General features: G+C 41.9%; 17 protein-coding genes. 4 read left to right on the top strand and 13 right to left on the bottom strand.

All coding sequences use genetic code 11. The annotated features are described in order from the left end of the window. Position 1: 1 nt before the first annotated feature. The 5 genes from ACSSVW_RS16680 to ACSSVW_RS16660 all read right to left on the bottom strand — a co-directional run bounded on the left by ACSSVW_RS16680 (position 2) and on the right by ACSSVW_RS16660 (position 8450). Positions 2-718 (bottom strand): sensor histidine kinase, encoded by a 717-nt coding sequence (locus ACSSVW_RS16680; protein WP_454179744.1) that lies wholly within the window; start codon positions 716-718, stop codon positions 2-4. After that, positions 711-4037, bottom strand: a complete 3327-nt coding sequence (locus tag ACSSVW_RS16675; RefSeq protein WP_454179743.1) for a protein kinase domain-containing protein — start codon at positions 4035-4037, stop codon at positions 711-713. The genes ACSSVW_RS16680 and ACSSVW_RS16675 overlap by 8 nt, the downstream gene beginning before the upstream one ends. 19 nt (positions 4038-4056) lie before the next feature. Further along, positions 4057-4953: an FHA domain-containing protein gene (locus tag ACSSVW_RS16670; protein WP_454179742.1), complete on the bottom strand. Its 897-nt coding sequence runs from the start codon at positions 4951-4953 to the stop codon at positions 4057-4059. 29 nt (positions 4954-4982) lie between these two features. After that, positions 4983-5819, bottom strand: a complete 837-nt coding sequence (locus ACSSVW_RS16665; protein WP_036973011.1) for a DUF6689 family protein — start codon at positions 5817-5819, stop codon at positions 4983-4985. Positions 5820-5984: 165 nt separating this feature from the next. After that, positions 5985-8450, bottom strand: coding sequence for a S8 family peptidase (locus tag ACSSVW_RS16660; RefSeq protein WP_454179741.1), 2466 nt, complete (start codon positions 8448-8450; stop codon positions 5985-5987). Between the two features lie 269 nt (positions 8451-8719). Here ACSSVW_RS16660 and ACSSVW_RS16655 point away from each other — a divergent pair, with 269 nt between their 5' ends. Next, positions 8720-9301: a hemerythrin domain-containing protein gene (locus ACSSVW_RS16655; RefSeq protein WP_083633662.1), complete on the top strand. Its 582-nt coding sequence runs from the start codon at positions 8720-8722 to the stop codon at positions 9299-9301. Positions 9302-9334: 33 nt separating this feature from the next. Here ACSSVW_RS16655 and nrdD read toward each other — a convergent pair whose 3' ends face one another. After that, a complete protein-coding gene (gene nrdD, locus ACSSVW_RS16650; protein WP_454179739.1) occupies positions 9335-11134 on the bottom strand; it encodes an anaerobic ribonucleoside-triphosphate reductase in 1800 nt (599 codons plus the stop codon). A 5-nt stretch (positions 11135-11139) separates the two neighbouring features. Beyond that, on the bottom strand, positions 11140-11592 hold the full coding sequence (gene nrdG / locus ACSSVW_RS16645) for an anaerobic ribonucleoside-triphosphate reductase activating protein (RefSeq protein WP_454179738.1): 453 nt from the start codon (positions 11590-11592) through the stop codon (positions 11140-11142). 265 nt (positions 11593-11857) lie between these two features. Between nrdG and mog the strand changes: the two genes are divergently transcribed. Beyond that, complete coding sequence (gene mog, locus ACSSVW_RS16640; RefSeq protein WP_454179736.1) at positions 11858-12385, top strand: molybdopterin adenylyltransferase; 528 nt, start codon at positions 11858-11860, stop codon at positions 12383-12385. A gap of 85 nt (positions 12386-12470) precedes the next feature. On the opposite strand, the gene ACSSVW_RS16635 is transcribed toward mog, so the two are convergent. Both ACSSVW_RS16635 and ACSSVW_RS16630 read right to left on the bottom strand, forming a co-directional pair. Then, complete coding sequence (locus ACSSVW_RS16635) at positions 12471-13943, bottom strand: NarK family nitrate/nitrite MFS transporter (RefSeq protein ID WP_065978357.1); 1473 nt, start codon at positions 13941-13943, stop codon at positions 12471-12473. Between the two features lie 331 nt (positions 13944-14274). After that, positions 14275-15465, bottom strand: coding sequence for an alginate export family protein (locus ACSSVW_RS16630; protein WP_454179734.1), 1191 nt, complete (start codon positions 15463-15465; stop codon positions 14275-14277). 183 nt (positions 15466-15648) lie between these two features. Here ACSSVW_RS16630 and ACSSVW_RS16625 point away from each other — a divergent pair, with 183 nt between their 5' ends. Then, positions 15649-16392: a HesA/MoeB/ThiF family protein gene (locus ACSSVW_RS16625; RefSeq protein WP_036973025.1), complete on the top strand. Its 744-nt coding sequence runs from the start codon at positions 15649-15651 to the stop codon at positions 16390-16392. A 16-nt stretch (positions 16393-16408) separates the two neighbouring features. Here the strand turns inward: ACSSVW_RS16625 and ACSSVW_RS16620 are convergent, their stop codons facing one another. From ACSSVW_RS16620 to ACSSVW_RS16610, 3 genes are all read right to left on the bottom strand, one after another. Next, positions 16409-16852: a putative zinc-binding protein gene (locus ACSSVW_RS16620; RefSeq protein WP_075593994.1), complete on the bottom strand. Its 444-nt coding sequence runs from the start codon at positions 16850-16852 to the stop codon at positions 16409-16411. A 147-nt stretch (positions 16853-16999) separates the two neighbouring features. Further along, complete coding sequence (locus tag ACSSVW_RS16615; protein ID WP_454179732.1) at positions 17000-18202, bottom strand: NnrS family protein; 1203 nt, start codon at positions 18200-18202, stop codon at positions 17000-17002. After that, positions 18199-19467 (bottom strand): MFS transporter, encoded by a 1269-nt coding sequence (locus tag ACSSVW_RS16610; protein ID WP_065978355.1) that lies wholly within the window; start codon positions 19465-19467, stop codon positions 18199-18201. The genes ACSSVW_RS16615 and ACSSVW_RS16610 overlap by 4 nt, the downstream gene beginning before the upstream one ends. A 321-nt stretch (positions 19468-19788) precedes the next feature. On the opposite strand from ACSSVW_RS16610, the gene ACSSVW_RS16605 reads away from it, so the two are divergent. Beyond that, on the top strand, positions 19789-21507 hold the full coding sequence (locus ACSSVW_RS16605) for a protein kinase domain-containing protein (RefSeq protein WP_454179731.1): 1719 nt from the start codon (positions 19789-19791) through the stop codon (positions 21505-21507). On the opposite strand, the gene ACSSVW_RS16600 is transcribed toward ACSSVW_RS16605, so the two are convergent. Next, complete coding sequence (locus ACSSVW_RS16600; RefSeq protein ID WP_454179729.1) at positions 21504-22373, bottom strand: U32 family peptidase; 870 nt, start codon at positions 22371-22373, stop codon at positions 21504-21506. The genes ACSSVW_RS16605 and ACSSVW_RS16600 overlap by 4 nt on opposite strands. Positions 22374-22376: the final 3 nt, after the last annotated feature.

The raw sequence follows: 22376 nt of genomic DNA, 5'->3' as shown, positions 1-22376 counted from the left end.
ATTAATTATTTCCTGTTACTAGCACTTTAATTTCGCAGCCCTGCTGTGGCGCAGTCGTGACCGTTAGCTGACCACCGTATGCTATAACTCGGTCTCGCATTGCCCCTAAGCCAAAGCCTGTCGTTAGATCATCAGGTTGTAGTTCCATACCTTGACCATTATCTTTTACTTTGACCATTAACATGCTTTTTGTTGCTATCACATTAATGGTAATTAGGCTTGCCTTCGCATGTTTAATGGCGTTGGTCAGCGCTTCTTGTACCACTCTAAATACCAAGGTTTGTATATCACTGGCTAGGTTATTATCAACTTGGTGATGTAAGTTAATAGTAAACGTCTGCTGTTCAGACATCACTCTCACCAACCACTCAAGTGCAGGCACAAGGCCTAAATCGTCTAATATGCGCGGTCGCATAAGCCGTGATATAACCCGAGTATCTGATAATGCTTGGCGAGCTAATTCAATACTCTCATTGAGAGCATGGCTGGGAGCTTCATTTTTTGCTTGCTGTAATTGATTTATTAAAGCGGTGAGTAGCTGCCCAACCCCATCATGCAGCTCTTGTGCTATTTGCTTTCGCTCATTCTCTTGCACCTGCCAAACACGCTTTGCTAAACCACGCATTTGCTCATTAGAGTTTGAAAGTTGCTGCGAAATTTGCTGCTGCTTTTGGTTAAGCTCTGCCACCAGCGAGGTGATATCCTTATCATTATTCATAACCAGCCAAGTCCTGTAACGAATCATCAAGTTGAAAATAACTTTGATAGTTTAAAAATTCAGCCTTTCTGTCTTTAGGAAGATTGGCCAATAAAGTGTTTAACTCTGAATTAAGCTTTGCTTTTAAGCTACTGGGTGCTTGCTCATTGTGATAAGCAAACTGCACTCTTAATCGATCAAATTGAAAACTCCGCCAGTACCCTCCCATCTTACGAAGCAGAATATCAGCCTGTTTTAGCGTTGCCTGAAAATCAGGCCATTGCTGTTGCATAAACTGCTGTACAGCAAGCAGCTCTAAATACTCAAGATAGGCGTATTGATATAAGGTAAAATCAACATTACCCAGCGCCGCTAAATGAGCACTAATATCTTGCTGTTGACGCAGTGCTTCACGAGCCGCATAAATGAGCTTGGCAATATAAATAGCGCCCTGGCTATAATCTTTGCTCATGGGCTCACTCATTTGTTGTTGAGTGATCATCTCACCCGTTATGAGCTCACTGTAAAATGCAAGTCGGCTAACATACTCACGGTTGCCCTTATCGGCGATATCTTGTTTTAAGCTCGCGATTGTTGACGCTGCGCCGGTGATATCACCTAATTGATACGACCAATCAACAAGCCACAAGCCAAATTCACTCATCGCGCGAATATCTTGCAATGACTTTGCTTGCTCATAAATGGCGCTTAACTCAGTGATGCTATTTGCAAAATTTCCTTGTAAAAATGTCAATTTAGATAAGTAACTACGCGATACCCATTGCTCAAACGTGCTGTTGAGTTGTTTAGCATCTGCCAGTGTATTATTGAAAAGATGGTACGCGTTTCGCCAATTTCCCTGTGCTAATTCAATTTGCCCTAAATTCTGCCTTACATGGATGATACCCAAGGGGTATTGAATACCTTGATACAGTTGCTCAGCCTGACGCCAATAAACCAACGCATGCTTTTTATTTAACAGCATAAAATACATAAAACCGATGTTATTCATACTCTCGGCTTGCAGCATTTGATTGCCAAGCGTCATGCGTATGTCGAGGCCTTGCTGATAATATTCAAGTGCTTTTTGATACAAAGCCTGCTCTTCTTCAAGCACCCCTAACTCGTTAAAGGTATGCGATAGTCCTTCTTGATCGCCTAGTTGCTCGTACAATGAAATGCTCTGTTGTAAATAGCGTTCTGCTTCTGTGTACTGTGCTTTAGCAAGGTGCAATGAAGACAGGTTACCCATGGTGGTTGCCATTCCAGCAATGTCGTCAATGTTTTCGCGGATAGCGAGTGCTTGACGGTAGTAATCAAAGGCTAAATCAATCTCCCCGAGTTGATTGTAAACAACACCAAACGCATTCAGCGCTTCGCCTTCTTGATACGCATTTTTCGATTTTTTGGCAGTTACTAAGGCTTTAACAAAATACTCATCAACCGCTTTTTGATACTGCCCTTGTAAAAATGCAGCTCGGCCAAGCATAAACCATGCATCGGGATGGTAAGGGTCAAGGTTAACGACCTCAAGCAACAACGTTTCCATTTTTTGATGTTGTTCTGTCAGAAAATAAAACTCAGCAAGGGCTATTTTTAATTCCACATCATAAGGAAATGCCTTTACAAGGGCTGCATAGTCAGCTTGAGCTTGATCTGCTTTACCGGCGAGATCATTAAGCCTCGCACTGGCAAATTTTGCTGTGTAGGTTTTATCTTCAGCAAACTTAAGGGCCTGATTGTAAGCATTCTCAGCATCGAAAAATTGCTGGGTGGCAAGCAATAATTCACCTTGCAGTAACCACCCTAGCCCTGAATTTGGGTGCTTGGTTAAAAACTGCGATAACGATGTTTGCGCTTTTTCAAACTCACCTTTTTGCAGGAACGACTTCACAATAAACAACTCACCTGCAGGTTGAGGGTCAACTTGTAATGCCTTCACTTCAGTTGATAATTGCAATTGCTGTGAAAAACGCTCGGTAAAACTCGACACGCTTTGTTGCCAATTAGCTTGATTAAAATCGCTCGTTAAGAGTATATTTTGCTGTAATGTGTGTCCTTCAAGCTGATAAACATTAAATTTAATATCGCGTTGCTCTGAACCACTTGGGTATAGTTGCGGAGCAATCAGGTAGCTTACATTTAATAAGTCAGCCACCAGCGCTAGCTTTTGCTCATCTAACGGCATTGTAATTCCAAGTTGAGAGAGCAACTGACTTAGCCTGCCTTGCTCTACTACTCGTAAATTACCTAATTCATGCAGTTGATAGTTAATATATTCAGCAAGCCCTTGTGCAACGCTATCGTCACTACTTTGTAAAGGTAAAACAGCCACTGCATAGTATTCTTTCTCAGGCTGTTGGGGAGTATCGGGTGGCATGCTTAAAAACACCGCAGCCATAATAAATAAGCCTATAACCACCACGACAGCCATCAACATAGAGTGTTTTTTAATGTTGTGCGGTTTTTCTTTAATTTGTTTTAAAAATGCCGTTTGTGCCTCAGTGGCATTTTTAAAACGTGCGTTAACTTGAGAATGAATAAGTTTGTTGATAAATGGCGCAATAAAAGCCAGTTGTTTATGCTTTGCGTGACATTTTGCTTTATTAAGCTGCTTTGCCGTTAATACCTCATCAAGGCTTTGTCCAGTAAAGGGAAGTTCACCACAACACAGCTGATACAACACCACGCCAACCGCATATAAATCAGTAGTCGAATTTACAGCCCCAAACTGCAAATACTCTGGGGGGGCATAATGAACCGTCCCCACAATATCGCCCACATCTGCGCTGCCTCCTAACACCGATAAACCAAAGTCTGAAATATACAGTCGTCCCTTTTTATCGAGCATAATATTGGCGGGTTTAATATCTCGGTGAACAACATTGGCTTGCTCCACAAAAACCAATGCCTCTAATAACTGGCTGACAAATGTAATAAGCTCTTCACGACTCTGAAAAGTTAGGCTAGCCTCTTCTAGCGATTGGCCGTCAATCCAATCCATCGTTATAAAATGTAGATTTTGCCAATGATAATATTCATGAACGCGTAAAATAGTCGGGTGGCTTAATTGACGTAAATGCAGTAATTCTTGTTTGAACTTTGCAATCGCATCTGATTGCTGACTAATTGATTGATTAAGTACTTTAATGGCAATGTGTGTATCAAGCTGTTTGTCGTAGGCGCGGTAAACACACCCATACTGACCTTGACCACACATGGCTTCAATCTCAAAACGGCCAAGTAAACATTCGCCAGGCTTAAGATAAGTCGGTGAGCTAATTACCTGAGTTTCATGCAATTCATCACTGCTATTTTTAGAAACGTCGTTATTGCTCATATCACCTATTTAACAGGGGTTAATGACATAAATTAAATAAAGTATAGCCAGTATTTTCGTTAACGTGCTTATCTGTAACCACTTTTTGTAAGTTATCAATAGATTGTTGCAACAGTAAGGCTTGCACTGCGGCCTCAATTTGAAGTCCCATGCTGTGGAAAATTTCGATGTCTAAATCAGTCAGTACTTTTCCCGCTAATTGGCTGTCGGTATACACGACCCCAACAACTCGACCGTCAAAAAGTAACGGGATACACGCTAGCGAGGATATTTTTTTCAACTGAATACTGTCGCGGTGTTTGAGTAAGTCATGTACCGACACATCCATAGCCACCACGGGTTCTGCTTTTTCAAAGCAACGAGAGATTGCGCCAATACTGCCTTCAAAGCGTTTCAATTTAAAATCACCCGTTTTAAAACCTTGCGCAATACACACTTGCAGTGAATCTAATTGTTCGCCTAATAGCAACACACCACGCTGCGTGCCTGTTAACGTAATTAAGTTATGTAATTGGGCAATTAAGCTTTCTTTTAAATAGTCTGTATTAGAAGACGGTGAGGCTAACTTACTTTGTGTTAATCGCCAGGTGTTATGCTCATTAATGGCCGCTATTTGCGACATTGACTTTGCTTCAAACAAGCAATCTAAATCACCAATCGAAATGATTGCATCATCAGCAAGGGTTGAGTGAGTGACAACGGCACCGTTTACTTTCGTGCCGTTTAAACTGCGTTGATCATTAAGTTGCCATGCATCATTACTGTGCGACACATGAGCATGCTGACGTGACACCGTTGGGTGCTCCAAAATTAACTGACACTCTTTCGCACGTCCTATGAGGTATCCACTTTGTTCGTATAAATAGCTTTCCATCGCAGGCTGATCAGTATAACAAACCGTAATTCTAGCGGGCATACACAACTACTCTACAAACCTTATTATTCTTAATTGGCAAGTCTCAAACTAAAGCGTAACGTATTTGCATAAGCTATCAGCTCACCCATCACATTATCGACATCTCGGCTTGAGCGCCACACATCTGGAATTGCTTGGCCTCGATTAGCTTTCACATTATTAATAAACTGGCTAACTTTGCTACTCGCTGAGCTGTAATCAAGCGTCATAATTGCTTGATTAATATCGGCGACGTCTTGCAATAGTGTTGAATAAACAACACTGTCAATCTGGCTAGAAAAAGCATTTAACGCCGTTTGTAAGTCGTTAAACTTTGTATTGATCACAACGGTTGCAGGGCGTAAGTCAGCGACAATTATAAACTGTGAAAAGCGGCCTGTTGAACCGCGAGCACGGTAACTCCCCGCCCCCATTGTTGTAGTAATATCTTTAAACTCACCGCCCAAAGGCGCTTTAAAAAAGCGTAGCGGCGTACCCGCTGTGTACTCTAAATTGTGCGTATGAATGTCAACACTCGCGACTCCCGAAAACGAAAAACCGCCACTGGTATCAGGCTCAATAGTAATCATCATTGGAAAAAGCGCTTGCAAAGAAATATTGCTACTGTTTGGTAATCGCTGCAAAAGATTAAGCGACGTGATATCAATAATTTCGGCTGTAATACCTATATTATCAGCGGTAAGGCCTACTGCATTTTCAAATTCAAGGGTGATATCTGCTGAAATATTTGCAGGGAGGTTAATCACGGCCTCAACAGTATTACCTTGAACATTGACACTGACTAATTCAGTGCTGTGTGATACGGGGCTTGAAAGCATCATTATTAAAGCAAATGCAATGATGTAAAACGTCTTGAACTGGCTCATATTCTCAACTCTCTCGTGACGACGGCAAGCCGAAGCAACACTTTTATTTAACAAACTACAACATTAAACTTACTTTCGACTGGGATATTTCGCAAGTTTTTAATGAAAAATAACGGATAAAAACCAACCATTTTTCAGGTTGGTTTTTATTCATCAAGGACTTAACTATCTTAAATATTGATTGAACACTCGACCAATAATCACCGCGTAATCACCCCGGCTTACTACGGTGTCTGGTTCAAAGTAAGCAACAAGCGTCGGTGTTAAATCATAGCGACCCTGTTCAAGCTCAAAACGGACACCTAACAGCGACATATCAACAGCCAATTGCACATACCCTTTTAATTCGCTAGGTATCGCATTGCTATCACGAAGCGGGATTTGTTCGCCGTTGTAAGCAACCGTGATATCGCCCGTGTGATTGCCAGCCTGCGATTGTAAGCCAAGTGCTTGCACTAATGAGTACGCTAAATCGGTTTTGCTAACTGTGCCCGTCGGATTAAATGACTGACCCGATACTGACATTACTGGATTTTGCTCTTGTTTACGGTCTTTTAACGCTGAGCCTACTGACGTAACGGCATCGACAAACGCTTCGCTACCAGACATAACATCCACAAAGGCCGGTTTTTGTGTCGCCAGAATGTCACGTTGTTGTCTGATTGCCATTCCCATCACAAGATACTGAGCAAGCTCTGCACGTGATAGGTTTACATCAGGTCGGTAGTAGCCATCATCGTGACCATCAACGAGTCGTTCACTAACCGCAAATTCAATCGCTTTTCGAGCTGGGTGAACAAAAATATCATTAAGCCCTTGGTATCCACCTGACTTCAAAATACTAATTTCACCACTAATAAACTCAGGTAAGCCTGGGCCATTTGTGACACCTGTAGGATCGGCTTCTACACCTGATAACGAGGTCAAACCAAACGCAGATAACTTCCACTCTCCGGCTTGTGCTGGCGCTGAAACACGCATTGAAGTATCAAGTACTGGCAGGGTTAAGTTGCCAAAATAAACCGTGCCATCGGGTGCTTCAAGTTTGAGTTTAGTGGTGTTCGCCAGCACATCTGCAGCCACATTGATAAACGCAGCATCACTGCCAACAGTAAAGGTAAATTCTTCTGGTTCACCCACTGGTGAATAGAACACTTCAAATGGGGTGGGTGAGCTGTCATCCAGAATAATGGCATTCGCATTAAAGTCGTTTAAGTTATTTACTGTGACACTATTTTCAGCGTTATAACCCAATGCGCCTGCTACAGCGGCATACGCATTGACATAACCAGCGCCCACTTCCCATGCTTGATAGCCCGGCATGTTTGTCGCTGTTTCTTGCATAATTTGTTTAATTTGCAGCGGTGTTAAGTCGGGATTTGCTTCCAGCATCAGCGCAGCCACACCCGCAACATGGGGGGTGGCCATTGACGTGCCTGAAATCATTGTGTAATAAGGTAAGTATTCAGCTTCAATTGCGTCAATGTCATCTGCACCGCCGTTCGACACGATGTTCGTTTTTGCGCGTGTCGAAATAATATCCACTCCCGGTGCGACTATTGTTATTTCATTTTTATACTGCCACTCACTGCCGTCTGGCATAGTAAAGGTGCCTTGTTCACCACTTTTACCCCGTGATGAAAAATCAATTAAATCACCTTGCTTTGTGCCTGCACCCACCGACATTCCCCATGGAATTTGTGCATATGGGTTGTGAGTATCTTCGCCTGAACCTGAATTACCCGCAGCAAACACAGATAACATACCCAACTTGTAAGCTTTATAAGACGCCAATGAAATAGGATCATGGCTTTCAAACTTACCACTGCTTCCCCATGAGTTACTCATGATACGAATCGGCGAATTAAAATCCCAAATATGGGTAATGGCATAGTCATAACCACCCAGAGCATCCAAAATAGAGATACCTGCGCCAGAACCATAACCAATTAAATCAGCACCCGGTGCTGCACCTTGGTACTTACCATCAGAATGACTTCCCCAACCAGCCACAGTGCCCGCACAGTGTGTGCCATGACCTACATTTAAATCGGTGTTAAGTTGGCCTTCAATCCACACACCACTTGCACCAGTAATTGAAATAGCACTGGCATGAGTAATCCCTTGCACGTTTTCAATGACTTTAGCCCCATACTCTAAATCAGCGAGTGACGCATCAATACCAGAATCATTGACAAGAACGGTGACGCCTTTACCTGTAAACGTCATCCCATTATTAGCCGTAAATTCGTCTGATTGAAGCTTTTCGACCCCCGTAATTTCTCGCGCTTCTAGGTTGTAATAAGTTAAAGGTCTATTTGCAAAAATAGAGCGAACCCCTTCCATTGCTGCTAACTTTTTAATTTGTGTAGGTGATGCAACAACACCAATCATTGGTAATGACTTAAATTGCACACTTTGTGTGATACCTAGATTAATTAACTTACTTATTTGTGTGGCTTTAAGTGCTTCCATTTGCTCGTAACTTACAACCACCATCGCTTTGTCTGTGAGCGACATAGTTTTAAGCTGTTGCTCTAATTGAGAGCCTATCACTGCGGCTGCCGCTGCGTTTAAACTGAATCCTGCAAGCGTTAAACCAACCGCCATATTTTTCATTAATAGTTTCATCTGACACCTACCTTGCGTGAATTGACGCCTAAAATGGTTAATGTTTTATTTACATTTCTAATTAAATAGCCGAATGAAGTTGGCAGCTATCAGGATCAATCCCTACATGGCATGAGGGAAATCCCCTATTAGGTAAGGTATTAAATGAATTTTTACGGGCACTACCCAGTAAAGGTTAAACGTTTTCTATCCCCTTTGAGGAATATCTTTCGTCCTATGTTTCAACTAGATTGATTAAACCATTCGTCATTTAAAAGTAAGGATTGAGAATGTCTGCTCGTACAGAAACATCAAATGATATAGCGAGCGAAAGCGCTAATGCTATTGACCTTGTCAATGAAGATAACTCAACCACCAAGCAACACACTCATATTGGACAAGCTATTTCAGGCAGTAACATAAACTGGGAGGCGCAATCGCCCATTAAGCTCATTGCGCATATCATCGATAATTTTCATGAAAAGCACAGAATGCAATTTCAACAATTGATCCAATTAACCAAAGCAGTGAAATTAAAAAATACTGATCATGCTGACTACCCTCATCATCTGGAATCTCATTTATCGCAAATGAAATATGAACTTGAAGAACATATGATGAAAGAAGAGGCCATTTTATTCCCAATGATAATGAAAGGTTATTATCCATCGGGTCCTATTAGTGTGATGGAAGCAGAACACTTAGAGCACGAGAAGGCACTCGAAAAATTAACCACACTCACCAATAAGTTCACTCCTCCGCACGATGCTGATGAAGACTGGCAGCGTCTTTATGCCAAAATACATGAGCTCTACAACGATTTAAACGAGCACATTCATTTAGAAAATAATATTCTTTTTATGCAAGGTTAAGGCAAAAGGGGCAGTAGACGCCCCTTTACATTGTTAGGCTAACGCTGATTGTTGTACTTTTGTGCATTGGTAATGTCGCAATTTGTGCTCTTTGCGTCGGCCATGACTAAATGACGACACTCTTTTTAAGTAGCCAATCACGCGTGTGCCATAATCAATATCTGTTGAACCACACTGTGAGCATGATTGCCTTGAGCGTTTGTCGATATACTCACAGTGATTACAAATGGTGATCCTCACATTAATGCAAAAATAATTGCACCCCGTTCGCGCTGCCACATTAAATAACTGCATATATTGCTCAGTGTCTAAATGCTCTTCTAAGTTCAAATGCAGTGCTGAGCCACCATCTAAAAACTCTGTCATCGATTTACCATGCAATATAAACTTATCAAGGTGATTTAGTGTTGTGTCTTCTACTAAATAGAAATAACTGTTGTAGCATTCTCTTGGCGTGAAGTAGCCATCTTCGCTATCCCATTTGGCATTTTTTATCCCTAAATTTTCAGCAGGAACAAACTCAGTGTTAAATAAAAAGCCGGTCTCTTTTGTTGCTAAGCGATTCTCTTTATAAATCACTTCTAACTGACTTTTCACCCACTCTTTATACGCATCATTAACCCCCACTTGAATACCTAAATACTCTGCGGCTTCAACCATGCCATTAATACCAATGGTTAAAAATTGCTTGTTAAAGGAAATAAACCCTGCGTCGTACACCGGTAACATACCCGCTTGCTGGTACTCTTCCATTAAGGTGCGATACGCGATTTGATAAGCATGTATTTTTCTTATTTCTGTTGCTAGGTCTCTGCCATCTTGCACCAATCGATTCATATTGAGTGTAATAACATTGATAGAGCCCGTCGAAACGCCCCCCGCGCCTAAACTATACGAAAAACTATGATCGCTAATTTCATTACGAAGTCGACAGCATGAGGCTAATGAATCAGCATCGGTTGATTGATAAACAAAAAATGAGCCGCCTTGACTTAAGTTTTCGGCACACATCAATGCAAATTCTTTATCTTTAGGTTCATTGTCTTCTACTAGCATGGCAGCGGTGACAACAGGGAATGTTAAAACAGCTTTGTTTCGCTCTTGGTTAAACCAATTTAAAAACATGTTTTGCAGTGCCTTTAAAGACGACCAATCGGGAGCCGTCATATCAGGAAACACAAAATGACCAAACATAGCCTCAAAGTATGCACTATCGTACAACGAGATATTCCAAAATACGCTTTGATAACCTCGTGCAGCAGCGGGTTGATTTAAAGCGTACACGACGTGCTGTAAGTGATTTTCTATCTGTTTATAGTGAGTAACTAAATAGTCTTCGCCGTAATCCTTACGCGCAAAGTAATCAAAATACATTAAAAATTCGACCGTCGCGACAGCCCCTGCAAACTGCGCGCTAATTGCAAAAACAAGATTCACAAAACTGCCGCAGAACGATTCTAAATGCTTAGGTGCCTTAGACTCTCCCCCTAATTTGGTTAGCCCATCCAATAAAAATGGATACATGGTGATAGAAGTACAGTAAGGCTTTAAGCTCGTTTCATCATGCACATAAATTTCATGGTTCTCAATTTGTCGAAGGTACTCTTTGCCCAATGACTCGCCGAAAAGCGCGGTTATTTTATTACTCACCTGAGTGCGATTAACGTGAATGAAAAAGTCTTTCATTATTTCTGATTCTAGCGTCGCTATATTTTTTAATGTCACATTTGCATTCGCATCCACTTTAGAACCATCGGCCGCATTCTTGGCCTGTGTATAGTTTTCGATGAAACGCATTTTTTCTTTTAATTGTTCACAATTCAGCATAGACATTTTTGTTATCCTTTTAAAAATAATGAGTTAAGTACCTTACCCGAAGCAATTTCAATAAATCGTTGATTAGTTAAATGGCTCGCCAGGCCACCTAATTCAGCGACATAACGGCCCGTTTTTATATAAGTCAGCTGTGCTTTTAATTGCTCCGACACATCCTCAAGCCCGGTATACAAACACGTTGCTAAGCCTTGCTGCGTTGCTAACTTTAAAAAATAAACTAAATCACCTTCCTGCCATTCTCCGCCAAAAAACACCACACAAGTTATCAAGTGCTTATAGCGCTCAAGCAGTGCAATAAAGCGTTGCGATGTTAACCGCTCACCATGCTTTGGATCCCATGTATCAACGCTATGACATCCAGGACAGCGCAAGGGGCACCCCGTGCACACAAAGCCTAACGCAATGTGTCCGGGGACTTCTTGAAAGCACACTTGGGGTTCTAATATATTAAACATAAACCACTACATATTGTGTTTTAAATTTCAATATGATCAATATATAGTATCAACACCGTTTTAAGCCAGTTTGAAACTTGATCTAGATCAAAGCAGCTTAGTTCTGCCAAAAGAACAAAATGGGTAGCCAATCAAAACCCCCTCCTGTCAAAAATAAAATGCAGCGAAACGGAGCGCCACCCAGACACCTCTACCTACTTTGGAGGAGTTACCTTTACCCATCACTTTGCTAGAGTGCGAATAAATGAATTGTAAAGAGATGAAAATGACTGCGAAAATTGGAATTTTGACTGTTAGTGATCGCGCAAGCCGAGGCCAGTACGATGACTTATCGGGACCCGCTATCACCGATACATTAAATGACTATTTAAATTCGCCATGGCAGGCATGCTATCGATTAGTCGAAGACGAGCAACATTTAATTGAAGCGGCATTATGCGAGCTTGCCGATCAAGAACAATGCGCTTTAATCATTACCACAGGTGGAACGGGTCCCGCCAAACGAGACATAACCCCCGAAGCCACAGAAGCGGTGTGTGACAAAATGATGCCAGGATTTGGTGAGTTAATGCGCACTGAAAGCTTAAAATACGTGCCAACGGCTATACTCTCTCGACAAACAGCGGGGATAAGAGACCGCTCATTAATTATTAACTTACCGGGCAAACCCAAAGCGATTCGTCAATGTCTTGATGCCGTATTTCCTGCGGTGCCTTATTGTATTGATTTACTTGAAGGGCCTTACTTAGAATGTGATGAATCTGTGGTTCAAGTATTTAGACCTAAGTCATAAATAACGTTTGTCATAACGTTAAAACATCCCCTTAGTTAATAACGAAAAAAGCCAGCTTAAGCTGGCTTTTCTATCGTATTAAGATTTATTTGTGTGATACATCAATCAGTTCAACAGTCCCGTCTTCGCGTACTTCAGCAATTTGACCTCGCGGTTCATCCATAAAGAACAAAGTAACAAAGCCAATCATTGCCGTACCGGCGATAACATAAAAGAAAGTTGCATAATCGACGAACGATAACACAGTTAAAAATGTAACTGCCCCAACGTTACCATATGCCCCTGTCATCCCTGCAATTTGCCCTGTTAAGCGACGTTTAATTAATGGCACGACGGCAAACACAGCACCTTCACCTGATTGAACAAAGAAAGAACACGCCATGGCTGTTGCAACTGCTAACCATAATGGCCACTGCGAATTAACCATGCCCATTAACAGATAACCTGCGGCTAAACCGGCGGTTAAAATAAGTAACGTTGTACGGCGACCAAACTTATCTGAAATAAACCCACCTGCTGGGCGTGACATTAAGTTCATAAATGCATACGCACCGGCCACCATCCCTGCCATAACAGGGTCGAGCGAGAAGGTCTCAGCAAAAAATAGCGGCAGCATTGACACCACAGCAAGCTCAGAACCAAAATTTGTAAAATACAAAATATCCAGCACAGCTACTTGCTTAAAACTATAGCGATGTAACTCAGGTACTTCTTGCTCAAATACCGTTTTATTTACGTTCCACACTTTTTTAACTTCAAACAAGTACAGCAGCACTAACCCACCATAAATAAGGTGTACGACATTTGCTTCAATCATCCCAACACCATTGGGTGAGAGTTTCCAAGCCAGTAATGCCATTGCTGCATACATAGGGATTTTCATGATTAGGAGTAAGAAAAAATCGCCTTTAGAAGTGACTTCCATCGCCCCTAAATTTTTAGGACGAAAGTACGTCGAGCCTTTAGGTGTATTGGTTACATTAAAATAATAAATAAAACCATACACAAAGCTCATTACACCCGTAATACCAATTGCATAACGCCAACCATCATCGCCGCCAAAAATTAATGCCAGCGTAGGCAGTGAAAAAGCCGCAGCAGCGGAACCAAAGTTACCCCAGCCACCATACACACCTTCTGCGGTGCCTAGCTCGTGATGAGGGAACCATTCAGACACCATGCGGATACCAATAACAAAGCCTGCGCCGATAAACCCAAGTAAAAAACGAGCAATGGCAGCTTGCAAAAAGCTATCAGCAAAAGCAAACATTAAACAAGGTACTGCGCTGACAATCAGCAAACATGAATAGACTAACCTTGGCCCGTATTTATCGGTTAGCATGCCAATAATCACACGGGCAGGAATGGTCAAAGCCACGTTCAAGATCAGTAGTGTTTTTACTTGCTCTGTACTTAATCCCAAGGTGGTTTTTACAGCCTGTAGTAACGGTGCAAAATTAAACCACACAAAAAAGGTGATAAAGAATGCAAGCCAACTAAGATGTAAGATTTTCATTTTTCCTTGAAAGGAAAAAAGGTTAAATTTTTCACTCGCCATTGTCGTCTCCAAACGGTTTTATTAATTTGATTCTGAGCCGACTTACTAAAAAAGAATTGATGTAAATCAAGGAATAAAGGTAACCGCCGTGCAGTCAAAAACACCTCTACCCCCTATGAATAGGCGCACTGTAAAGCAATGCCTTTATTAACTGCGCTTACTACCTACTAAGGTGTATTAACACTCCCTATCACTCTATGAGGGAGATAAAAGGAGATATTGGAGGAATAACAATGAGGTTTTGGGATATCACACAGAAAAAAGCCTCCGAAGAGGCTCATAATTGCAGGGAACTGAAACTAATCTAGCTGCTAAAAAGCATGCTAAGCGGTTAAAACTTATGAGTGAGCATCAACCATACCTTATCGGTATCCGTGGCATAATCATCAGCGTTGTACATGGCATATTTAAACAGCACATTACAGTTGCTTGAAAGTGCATATGCAGCCGTTAAATCAAGCTCTTGGCCATAATCGATGCTTTGTGCATCACTATCAAAAAAGTGATAAGTCGCGCTCAGCTTTATATCTGCCAACTGCCCATTAACGCCAAAGTATAAATCAGCAAGTCCATTACCTGGGGTCGCTAAAAACTTATCTGCAAAACCTTGGAACTTATGCCCTGTTGCCAGTGGTGTACTAAAACCTATGTTGTTATCTGAGCCTAACAGCTCATAGCCAACTTTCCAGCCAAGCTTACTCACTTTGCCCTTTAGCTCCGCTAATATATAGTCAGCATCAAACGAATTGGGGTTATCGGCATAATCTTGCTGAGTTGCATAACTGAGCGTATAACTCAATGAATCGGATAATTGGCCTGTTGCGCGTACACCCATTGTTTGTGTTGAGCTGGCTAAAGCAGCATCAAAGTCATAAAGATAGGCAAACACACTGACATTAAATTGCTTATTAACTTGGTATGCAGCATTGGCAAAGTGTAATTTACCGTGCAAATCGCTTTTATTGCTGTCTTCACCAAAAATACGATTCACATTAAACACATAGCTGTAGTCGAACTTTAATGACTCTGATGGTTTATAAACGACTCTGTAACCATCAAAAGTTTGTTCATTCTGGCGCCATGCGACACCCCCTACAAATCGTTGGTCATCAAGGTTGATACGTTGTCTACCCGCAACAACGTGCAACTCTTTATTTTTGAATTGCAAACTTGCTTGATTAAGCTCAGTACCTTTAGGGTCAGCAACAACGGGGTGATCCGTATGACCATTAACCGTACTGTTATAATTGTCATTACCAATCTCGGTAACATTATCAAACTCGAGAAGTGCTGAAACGCCTTTGAGTGTCGCCGTTGTATAATTAATACGCGTGAGTAATGTTGATGCATGTGCTTGTTCAGCGATCCCCGATTGATCGACATTTTCATATCGATAACGCAACATGCCATGCACTTCACCATTCGCCAACATGTTATGAATGCCATTATCTTCAGTTGCACTCACTTGCGTACTCAAAGCAAATGTAACTAACGCTGTTAGAACTGAGAGCTGTGTTTTCATATCACTACCTTGCTATGTTTTTAAGTTATGCACAGATTACGGCTATGCATAACTATGAAAATTGATTTAAATCAATTTTTTCATAGCGTTACCTAATATGACTCACTGCACCTCCAAAGAGGTATAACAACACTGCCCTATTTAATGTAGGCTTATAGACGCGTTCTAAAGAAGGAAAATTGCATGTTATTAGAGAGTGCCAACACCCTGCGTTATTGCCGTCATATTCTGCTTCCTCAGGTTCAAGAAGAAGGGCAAGAAGCCATTATGGCAAGCCACGTACTCGTTGTCGGAGCTGGAGGACTGGGTAGTGCAGTACTCCCTTACCTTGTTGCGGCAGGTGTCGGAAAAATTACTTTATTTGATCATGACACAGTGGATATAACTAACCTGCAACGACAAATATTACACACCGAAAACAGTGTGGGTCAGTTAAAAGTTGAATCAGCTAAACAGCAATTAACAGCACTCAATAGCCAAGTAGAGATGACAACCTATGCTTCTGAGTTTACGACACACCATGAGCCAGAGTTAATCAGCGCTGATGTTGTCGTTGACTGCAGTGATAATCTCGCAACACGCTTACTGCTTAATCGCCTGTGTTGGACACATAAAACGCCCCTAATTTCAGGTTCTGCAATTCGTATGGAAGGGCAACTCATTCACTTTCCAATGCGTGACGGCGATCCGTGTTATGCCTGCGTTGCTCGGCTATTTAAAGAACCCTCATTAAGCTGTATGGAAGCTGGGGTCCTTGCCCCAGTAGTTGGCACTTTGGGTTCATTGCAAGCCACAGAGGCGCTTAAAAGCCTGCTATCTATGCCCCCTAAAACAGTGTCAATGCTGTTATATGATGCAGAGCACCTGACATTTAAAGAGTTTATTATTCCAAAACAACCCCACTGCGAGGTGTGTGCAGAGCGTTAAAGTTACATTGCTAACCTTAACGCTCTGCACACGGAAACATCGCGATCACTTTGCTTCCTGCGGCTTCCTTTTGATTCACTTTATGTTGCTTTGGTAGAACAGACGCGAGTTGATACTGCACCGTTTTTGTCACTTGCAAACAGGCCGCTAGCGAAGGTTTGCCCACGCCATTGTTTATTTTCTGAAGCTGCTTGGTCATATCAAAATGATAAAATGTATTAATAGATAACTTTTCGAGGCTTAACTTCGCACAGTTAAGCCCACAGCCATCAAAAACAATAATCGCAGGAGAAGATGCTAACTTTTGCCAATGCATAGCAGAACCTGCTGATAATGCCGTAATGGAGACTTTTTCAACTTTCCCCTGCATAATTAAACTTTGTGATAAGTCTTCAGCCAGCTCTGCACCATAACTACAGCCAGAGCACGTTAACAATATTGGTAAAGATTGCTCCTTCATGCTTTCCACTCTTTTTACTGATACGTAAATATCAGCTTAGTAAGCGTACAAAAATTCAGCTTGATCTACATCAAGAGGAATGAAGTCCACACTAATTCAAAAGAGGTAGCTACTTTACCTAAACAACCATATTGACGTATAGAAACGTTAGCCTGCGCGGCCATCTGCTCTTGGTTGTGTTAACACAGGAAAATACACTAAGCAGAATAAACCATAAGCCATACACCATGTAATCACAGATAAAGAAATAAAATACAGGCTCAATTGTGAATTTATCAACACACCAAATACGCGTAATAAGGCCGCAATTAATACCGCACCAAATGCAAAAATAATGGCGTGTTTGACCACTAATTTTCTTCCAGTGTGGCCTAAACTAACACGCGCCATCATGCTTAAAATCATATTGCCCATAGCCCCCACAGTCAGTGCATGGAAAGCGGTCGAAATTGACAATAAATCAGTGAAGTAAGACATCCCCATTAATATAATTCCCACAGGAATAAACCAATAAGCCAAATGCAAACTCCACAGCAGTGGAACCGCTAAGGTTTTAAAGAACGGCCATCGCGCCGCACGAAGACAATGAAATACAGCACATATAATGAGCATGCCGCCAATGAGCTCATTGCTCAGGTAATAAACGGCACCAGTAAAAAACAACACAAAAATAAACCAGGTACTGCCAAGCGCTGCAATCTCTAACCAAGGTTTACCGTCGACCTTCTTTGTCGCAGTTGCATTTGCAGTGAAAAAGGGAATTACACGCCCGCCTAATACACTCATTAATAACGTAATTAGCCAAATAGCAGACATATAACCATGCTGATACAATTCAGGCATCCCCAGTGTCACGCCTAAGTGCATTAATAAATTGGCAGCACTGAGCAATAAAATAATCGGCACAAAAAAGAGGTTTCGCATTTGCCCTTTGACAATGATTGGTTTTGCTAACCAATAACCCGCTAAGGGCAAAAACACCATATCAATACCAAATACTAACCAGTGCGGCAAAGCGGGCACCACCATGACAACTCGCGCGATTAACCATGCAAGAGTTAACAGCAGCAGCTTTCGACCATGAATAGAGCGTAAACCTGTCCAGTTTTGTACCGCGGTTAATAAAAAGCCGATAACAATAGCGCACACAAAACCAAACAGCATTTCATGACTATGCCAAAACAAAGCCCCTCCATAAGGAGAAAAAGACCAGTGACCATTGAGTACTAATCCCCACACAACCAAAGCAATACAGCTAAATAAACCCCCACACAAAAACAGCGGACGAAATGCGAGCTGAAATAAGGCAACGTCACTTTTGGTTTGTTGTTCATCGGATATTTGCATCATAAACTATCATCTTCTAAAAAATTATAACTCGCAGCTTCATTCAATCTTCGTTGATAGCGCTCAGCACGCACCGCGAAATACATCAGCATCATACAGACAGCTAACACAGCGTAAAGCAACATAAAAGAGGCACTGTAAAAGCCAAATAAATCAACCACCGCACCAAACATTATCGGTAATGTGAATCCTCCCAAGGCCCCAATGGCAGCAATAAAACCGCCTACCTTGCCCATTTCTAACGGGTAGTTTTCATGGATAACTTTAAACACACTGGCACGCCCAAAACCTTGCGCTAAGCCAATCACAAATAATAAGCCGGTAAACACCCACACATTCACCGACACAGATAAATTCACATCTTGCTTAATACCATGAATGGTCATTGTTGTGGGCGGGTAGCTTAAGAAAAACAAACACACTAAACACACCCAAAACACGCTCCAGTTAACACTACGACCGCCATACTTATCGGCAAACCACCCACCAAGAGCCCGTATCACCGACGACGTTGCAACAAAAAACAATGTAAAGGCCATCGCTTGTTTAATTGATAATTGGTAGGCCTGCATATAGTAATATGGCAGCCAAAGCAGTAAGGCCAAGAAAGAACCAAACACAAAATAATAATAGAGCCCTAATCGCCAAACTTGCGTATTTTTCAGTAACAGTGTCCAAGTTTGCGGTTTACTATTAATAACATGAGCGTTATCTGGCTGGCTGGGGGCAAACACACCATACAGCACAGCAACAAATAACAAGCCAAACGCATACACAGGCCCAACCCACTGCCAACCATAGCGCTCCATTAACCAAGGCGCTAACACGAGTGTAATAGCGGCACCGGCATTACCCACGCCAAAAATCCCCATCGCGGTTCCTTGTTGACTGCGTTGATAAAAATCACACACATAACGGATACCAAGGGTAAATGAGCTACCACTGAGACCAATCCATAAACCGAGAAAAAGTAGTTGAGAATAGCTTGTCGTTATATATAAGCATGCAAGGGCGGGCACACACACTAACATTTGCACAACAAAGAGCACTTTTGCCGAATAGCGGTCAGCCAATTCGCCAGCGGGGATCCGAGACAATGCACCTGTGAACATCGGGGCTGCAAGTAAGCCACCTAACTCAGTGACCGTTAATTGCCATTGCGATGATAAAGGCAATACTATCGCCGCATACAATGTCCATACGGAAAAGTTAGCCGCAAAAGCTAAGGTAGCAAATAATAACGCACGTTTAGCGCGAGACTCTGACATGCGATGCTCCAATTAAAAACGGTCGATGAACACGTCATCTATAAATCATTGACCCATTCTACCTAAAGCACGCGCTTTTTATGAGGCTCTACCCACAATGCCACAACTTAAAAATATCAACAGACAAAAACGACTAATAAAATAAAAAGCACATAAAAATCAAAATATTAAAAACAACAGCAATTACCCCAAAAGAGGTAGTTAAGCTTATTTGATAATAAACAGACCCGAAAAACTGACCGTTTATTGATCTGTACAGGTTGAATACTCCCCCCGTTTTCTTGCACTATTTTGATATTATTTCAAAGCTAACTACACATTATGCAAAGCACTCAGGTTGATGCAGGATTTCATACCTCACGCGGAATAAAAGAAATCAACGAAGATTGCGCAGGTCTTTTTATTCCAAAAGATGAGTACCTCAGCAATATTAAAGGTGCCGCATTTTGTGTTGCCGACGGTGTTAGCTCAGCAGAAGCAGGTAAAGAAGCGAGCGAAACAGCCGTTGAACGCTTTCTTAGTGAATACTTTAAAACCCCCGATACATGGTCTGTTAGTCGCAGTGGCGAACAAGTATTATCGGCAATCAATTTACGCCTTTTTCGCAAAAGCCATGCATTTTCACAAGAAAATAAAGGCTACTTATCAACTTTAAGCTGCCTGATTTTAAAAGGAAATCATGGTCATATTTTTCATGTGGGTGATAGTCGAATTTATCGCTTTAGAAATGGAAACTTAAAGCAACTCACAGCCGATCACACCACCAATTTAGGGCAAGGAAAATCGTTTTTATTGCGTGCCATTGGCATGGATAACAACTTACACATTGATTACAGCAGCAATGAATTACAACAAGGTGACATTTACTTATTAAGCTCTGACGGAGTGCATGATTTTCTCCCGACCGATATCTTAATAGATAACTTATTGAGTTATCAGCCAGCCTCTAAAATAGCAGAGCAACTGTGTATAGAAGCCAAAAAGCATGGCAGTGATGACAATATCAGTTGTGTCGTTTTAAAAATAAAAGAGCTGGCATATCAAAATGAAGCTGAATATAGCGCTGAGCTCACAAAATTGCCTTTTCCACCGCCGCTTAAAGCAGGTATGAAATTAGATGGTTATCTTGTCATTGAAGAGCTGTTTGCCTCATCACGTAGTCAACTTTATTTAGTGGAAGATGAGCTTACAAAAAAGCGTTACGCAATGAAAACGCCTTCAGCCAACTTTGACGACGACACACATTACATCGACCGCTTTATTAAAGAGCAATGGATTGGCAGCCGAATTGACTCCCCTTATGTGGTAAAAATTTATCAACATTCACGGCCAAGAAGTGCCCTGTATTATTTAATGGAATGGCTCGATGGCACCAGCCTCGACAACTGGTTAGCTGAGCATCAGCCCCTAAAACCTAAACGAGCAATCGCCATCGTTAAACACATTGCAGCGGCCTTAAATGCTTTTCATAGTAATGATGCGATTCACCAAGATCTCAAACCTGGCAATGTGATGGTATTAGAAAATGATGAAATCAAACTGGTTGATTTTGGCTCCGTGTTTGTAGCTGGAGTTGCGGAGCTTTATCAGCCAATAGAACATCAAGGGGCACTTGGCACGGCCAGCTATTCAGACCCTAATTATTTGCTGGGCAAAAATGCTGCCGTGCAAGGTGATGTGTATAGCCTCGCGACTATTTGCTATGAATTATTTACTCACCACTTACCCTATGGCGAAAAAGTTGAGCAATGCACAAGCATGGCAGACTACGACAAACTACGTTATCACAGTGCCATTAAACATAACCCCGTTATTCCAATTTGGTTTGATAAAGCACTGCAAAAAGGGGTTAGTTTTGATTTAACAGAGCGCTATCAAACCGTGGATGCACTCATGCATGACTTAACCGTCCCTAATCCTGAATTTTTAAAACCGGATCCTGAACCGAAGGAAGCCAGCAGTTTATTATTTTGGAAAATGGTAAGTGGTTTTTGGTTTATCACACTGGCTCTCATATTGTATTTATTTAGCCAGCACTAAGACTGGCAATGCATACCCGCAATGTGATGCCAAAAGCCATTAATATGTTCATCCAGTCGCTTAGAGTCGGTGCCCAAAGCAAACGACTCAATCCATTGTAAGTCGTCCATATCGTGCATACTTAGCCGCGCGATATCCGCACTGCTATTAAGTGCATGGCGGTCTTCACACAAGTTATACACTTGCCCAGACATTGTTTGAATGCCATTTAAGGTAAACACCTTTTTACCGTCTTGGCTGTGGGTCATTAATCCCGAAGGGTGCTTTTGACAAATGAGCTCACATTGATCTTTAGCTAAGTCATAATGGCGAGCCGTGAAGCATCGCGCACTGTAAGCCAAAGGCAACAAGCCATAACTAAACACTTCAAATTGCATCGGTAAATCTGTCAAACCCGCGTATTCGTGTTTTAAAGCCACCAGCCAATCTCTCGACAATTCAACAGGCATAACCCAGCGCACAGCTCCCATTTGAGCAAACTTTGCTAGCGTATAACCGTTATAAACATTAATTGCGGGGCCAATCACAAATGGTAATCCCAAGCTATGTAATTGCTGCACGGCGGCAAGATCATTCGCCTCTATTAAATACGCGCTTTGACGACACACACGTTTTAACTCTTGAAGTTGAGCCCCCGACTCCAACAAGGCTAAGCTAGACAGCACCACTTCTTTTCCTGCTTGCTCTAGCATTTTAGCCCACTCAAGGTAATCATTTAGTCGACTTAAACGCCGCTTTCCACAGACGGTTTCGCCTAAATAAACAATATCGGCTGTCGACTGCGCTACCCGCTCATAAAATTGTTCGAGCAACTCCTTTTGCCACAAAAACAACATGGGCCCTACCGCAACTTTTAACTGTGTCATTGT

This window comes from Pseudoalteromonas sp. MBR-15, from assembly GCF_053628915.1.
The sequence above is the reverse complement of the archived record's forward strand: the minus strand, read 5'-3'. Positions and strand labels throughout refer to the sequence as shown.

Coding starts and splice junctions, on each gene's coding strand:
- nrdD (WP_454179739.1), bottom strand. CDS start 11,134: ATGTCTATGCTGAATTGTGAACAATTAAAAGAAAAAATGCGTTTCATC.
- ACSSVW_RS16620 (WP_075593994.1), bottom strand. CDS start 16,852: ATGAAGGAGCAATCTTTACCAATATTGTTAACGTGCTCTGGCTGTAGT.
- ACSSVW_RS16670 (WP_454179742.1), bottom strand. CDS start 4,953: ATGCCCGCTAGAATTACGGTTTGTTATACTGATCAGCCTGCGATGGAA.
- nrdG (WP_454179738.1), bottom strand. CDS start 11,592: ATGTTTAATATATTAGAACCCCAAGTGTGCTTTCAAGAAGTCCCCGGA.
- ACSSVW_RS16610 (WP_065978355.1), bottom strand. CDS start 19,467: ATGTCAGAGTCTCGCGCTAAACGTGCGTTATTATTTGCTACCTTAGCT.
- ACSSVW_RS16665 (WP_036973011.1), bottom strand. CDS start 5,819: ATGAGCCAGTTCAAGACGTTTTACATCATTGCATTTGCTTTAATAATG.
- ACSSVW_RS16655 (WP_083633662.1), top strand. CDS start 8,720: ATGTCTGCTCGTACAGAAACATCAAATGATATAGCGAGCGAAAGCGCT.
- ACSSVW_RS16600 (WP_454179729.1), bottom strand. CDS start 22,373: ATGACACAGTTAAAAGTTGCGGTAGGGCCCATGTTGTTTTTGTGGCAA.
- ACSSVW_RS16625 (WP_036973025.1), top strand. CDS start 15,649: ATGTTATTAGAGAGTGCCAACACCCTGCGTTATTGCCGTCATATTCTG.
- ACSSVW_RS16615 (WP_454179732.1), bottom strand. CDS start 18,202: ATGATGCAAATATCCGATGAACAACAAACCAAAAGTGACGTTGCCTTA.
- ACSSVW_RS16630 (WP_454179734.1), bottom strand. CDS start 15,465: ATGAAAACACAGCTCTCAGTTCTAACAGCGTTAGTTACATTTGCTTTG.
- ACSSVW_RS16680 (WP_454179744.1), bottom strand. CDS start 718: ATGAATAATGATAAGGATATCACCTCGCTGGTGGCAGAGCTTAACCAA.
- ACSSVW_RS16675 (WP_454179743.1), bottom strand. CDS start 4,037: ATGAGCAATAACGACGTTTCTAAAAATAGCAGTGATGAATTGCATGAA.
- ACSSVW_RS16605 (WP_454179731.1), top strand. CDS start 19,789: ATGCAAAGCACTCAGGTTGATGCAGGATTTCATACCTCACGCGGAATA.
- mog (WP_454179736.1), top strand. CDS start 11,858: ATGACTGCGAAAATTGGAATTTTGACTGTTAGTGATCGCGCAAGCCGA.
- ACSSVW_RS16635 (WP_065978357.1), bottom strand. CDS start 13,943: ATGGCGAGTGAAAAATTTAACCTTTTTTCCTTTCAAGGAAAAATGAAA.
- ACSSVW_RS16660 (WP_454179741.1), bottom strand. CDS start 8,450: ATGAAACTATTAATGAAAAATATGGCGGTTGGTTTAACGCTTGCAGGA.